The sequence below is a fragment of the Leptolyngbya sp. FACHB-36 genome (assembly GCF_014695955.1).
Classification (GTDB): domain Bacteria; phylum Cyanobacteriota; class Cyanobacteriia; order Leptolyngbyales; family Leptolyngbyaceae; genus FACHB-36.
The window spans coordinates 1-3,276 of record NZ_JACJPG010000198.1; the positions used below are offsets into that span (position 1 = coordinate 1).

Consider the following 3,276-nt stretch of genomic DNA (forward strand, 5'->3'; position numbering starts at 1 on the left):
GCAATCACCGCGATCGGTCCGCCACCCGCAGGTCCCTGATGCTCGCTGCCGCCAGACACATACACCATCGGATCTTGCACGACTGAAGCAACCACCGCGCCCACAACTGCCCGCGCCATGCGAGTGTGGCTGATGTCGGAGTCGTCCAGCATGGTGTGGCGACGATCGAGAATTTTGCCGGAAGGGTCTGCTTCGGCTTTGGCAAAGACATTAATGATGCGATCCGGTGATCCGGTCGAGGCGATCGCTTGCTTCACGGCGTCTATGTCGAGCGCATGCTGCATGACGCCGTGTCCAATCACGAAATCGCTCGTGGAATCACGTGCGTTGCCCAGCACTAAAATTTCGCAGTTCTGTAGCTCCACACCTGCCGATGTAGACGCAACTGAGGAGTAGAGCGCGTAATTGTGGCAAATGTCGGCATCTGTGAGGTGTTCTGGATCAATCTCGCCGAGTGCAACTGCGACCCCCAACGCGGAAGCCGCGCGAGAGTACGCCATTGATTTATAGCTGTCAGGGATGGGGCTGTTGTCTAAGCGATCGGCAGTCATCAGCGGGCATTTGATCTGGACAAAATGCACATGCTCTGGTGTCAATCCTGCTTGGGCGATCGCAGTCTTCACTCCGGCAGCTACGACATGAATCATCGTCAGAGTGCCGATTTCGTTTGGCAGGAAATTGCGGGTGTGATGCACGCCAAGCACCAATCCCCAGCGTCGATCGCCCTCGGCTGAGTCGTTCTCGCGGGTGAACACGGTGAGGTGAGGACTCAGCACGCCTTCGGTACCACCCGACATCACGTAGATCACGGTTTTCGCCTGTTCGATGCTGGTTTTCGCCTGTAGGTAAAACTTCAGCGTTTGGACCGCGAAGCCTCTGGTAAAGTCGTTGACGCAGCCATTGCCTTCAGTTTTGCCCATAATGGCGACGATCGTGGCGGGGTCGATCGTGCCCTGTTGGATTAACGTCTCTAGCCCAGTCAGGTCATCAGGACTACGCTGCGGAATTTTGAACACGTTGACGTTCATGCGTGCAGACGGCTTTTCTCAATTGACGGGAGTATATAGCATTTCTCACTTCGTGCGGTACGCCGAGAGAACCTACCTTTTCCCTGTGCGGGAAAAGTGTTTCTTTTCGTGTTGGAGAGGGGGGTAAGTGTTCCCTCAGCGGAGCGAGAGCCGCTATGTCGCTCGACCAGTTCCTTTGCAGTTACGGCTGCAGATTCAGTGGTGCTTTTGAATCGCCGACAATGACAATTTTGGCGTTCTGCGACTGAGCTAGTTTTTCGGTTGCTTCAATTTGGCGGAACTGTAGCACCTTGTCAGTAAGTCCCTGAGAAATAATCCGCTGGGAGTCTGCGACACCTTGCGCCTCTATTCGCTTGCGCTCAGCTTCCTTGCGCTCTTTCTGTATCACAAATTCCATGCGCTGGCTGTCCTGCTCAGCTTGCAGCTTTTGTTGTACTGACTTCTGAATTGACTCCGGCAGCACCACATTCCGCAGCAGCGCTTCTTCCACAATGACTCCACGCAGCGCAACCTGTTGGCTCAGCGATCGCTGCAATTGCTGACTAAGGGCTTGGCGCTGAGAGGTGTACAGCGTTTGTGCCTCATAGCTGGCAGTGGCGCTTCGCATCAGCGATCGCGCCTGTGGGACCAGCACTACACCTTCATACTCAGTGCCCACGGTTTCGTATAGCTGCTTGACTTTGCTGGGATCAAGCCGATAGAGAATGCTCATGTCCACCGTCACCACCAGACCATCTTTCGAGGGCACCTCTGCGGTTTCTTTTACCTCTCGCGTCTGGGTGGAAAACTGGATGACATTGGACAATGGATTTTGCAGGTAAATTCCGGGACCCAGCGTGGTTTCGGACACCTTGCCAAACGTTTCGACCACACCGACTTTACCTACCGGAATGATCACGCAAAATCGAGACAAAACAACTAGAGCACCAATTCCAACGATCGAAGCAGCAGCCAGACCGACACCAACGTTCTTGAATTTGAAGAATCCCATAGGTTTCTTGAGTGACAAGTTTGCTCAGAGATGACTTGCTCAAAGGTACCTACAGGATTCCCGTCTGTTGCTACGGAATCGCTGCTTATGCTCTACAGAAGCTTAAGATTCATCGTAGGCTTCTAAGTCGAGTAAGTAGAAGTAGGGTTCAACCAGCTCGGGGCGCTGAAATGCGATCGCTCGCAGCAGATGCCAATCCCGCAAACCATCGAAGGCGTTGGTGTATTCGTCTTGTTCCAACCGTACGGCGATCGCGCTAACGTCTTCGACCGTTAACGATTCAATGTTTAACTGCTCAACCTTCATCGTCACCATGCCGCACCTCCCGCTGCTCGAATGCAACCTCAGCAGATTCTCGTAATATCTTACTCTGCTTGATCTGCTAATGCAGCAGTCTTAATGGTTAGCTGACGCGAATCAACGTTTCTTCAACAAAACTTTGTACTTGCTGGAGCACTGTCGGAGAAATTTCGTGTCCCATGTTGTACTCCTGGTAGCGCGATTTGACGCCTAAGGCACTGAGGCTGTCTCGCGCTTGGTGAGCCGCCAGCAGCGGCACGACTGTATCTTGCTTGCCGTGCACCATTAACACAGGCGGACGGTGGGAGAGCGTAGCGGGCAAGGGTGCGTGCAGATAGCCGCTCAAGACCATTAATCCTGCCAAGGGAAAGTTGAAGCCAACATCCAGCGTCATTGCGCCGCCTTGGGAGAAGCCACCCAAAACCATCCGCGAGAAGGGAATGCCTGTCTGGTCTACCAGCGATTGTAAAAATTCGCTGAGTCGCTGGCGACTGGTGGACAGGTCTGGACGATCGCGAAACTCCGGCGTGCTCTGAAACCGAAAGTTGTTTGGGAAGTCGTACCACATCTTGCCACCCGCTGCGTAGGGGTACGGAAAGGGGGCATCTGGAAAGACCAGTTGATAGTCGGGCAGCTTCAGGTAGCTGGCCGCCGATCGCACATCCTGCGCGTTGGCACCCCAGCCATGCAGCACGACGACCAGCCCTTTGGCGGGGGGCTTACTGGCGGGAATCGTAATGGCACTTAGAGACACAGGCTCCCTCTTCGATCGCACGGCACTGGTCATAATAACAGGGCTGACGCCAATTGCCAGCGCCAGAAGGGCACGTCTTGTCAGGTGGTTGCGGCGGAGTGAATGCATTAGCTGATTGTGTCACACGTTGTCTGAAGCCCGATCGCCTGTCCTGCCAGCCATGCCGTAGTCCAAGCGCTCTGGAAATTGAATCCGCCCGTAAC

Annotated in this window: 4 protein-coding genes; all 4 read right to left on the bottom strand. The window is 54.4% G+C overall.

All coding sequences use genetic code 11. The annotated features are described in order from the left end of the window. Positions 1–1,028: ring-opening amidohydrolase (locus H6F43_RS04485; protein WP_190341077.1), on the bottom strand; the 1,028-nt coding region annotated here is incomplete at its 3' end. A gap of 181 nt (positions 1,029–1,209) precedes the next feature. Then, positions 1,210–2,019 carry a prohibitin family protein gene (locus H6F43_RS04490; RefSeq protein ID WP_190341079.1) on the bottom strand — a complete coding sequence of 270 codons (810 nt, stop codon included), beginning with the start codon at positions 2,017–2,019 and terminating at the stop codon, positions 1,210–1,212. A 102-nt stretch (positions 2,020–2,121) separates the two neighbouring features. Further along, the gene (locus tag H6F43_RS04495) at positions 2,122–2,334 is read right to left on the bottom strand and encodes a DUF2555 domain-containing protein (RefSeq protein ID WP_190341082.1); all 213 of its coding nucleotides are present in this window, start codon (positions 2,332–2,334) and stop codon (positions 2,122–2,124) included. Between the two features lie 88 nt (positions 2,335–2,422). Next, complete coding sequence (locus H6F43_RS04500) at positions 2,423–3,073, bottom strand: alpha/beta hydrolase (protein ID WP_347272369.1); 651 nt, start codon at positions 3,071–3,073, stop codon at positions 2,423–2,425. Positions 3,074–3,276 lie beyond the last annotated feature (203 nt).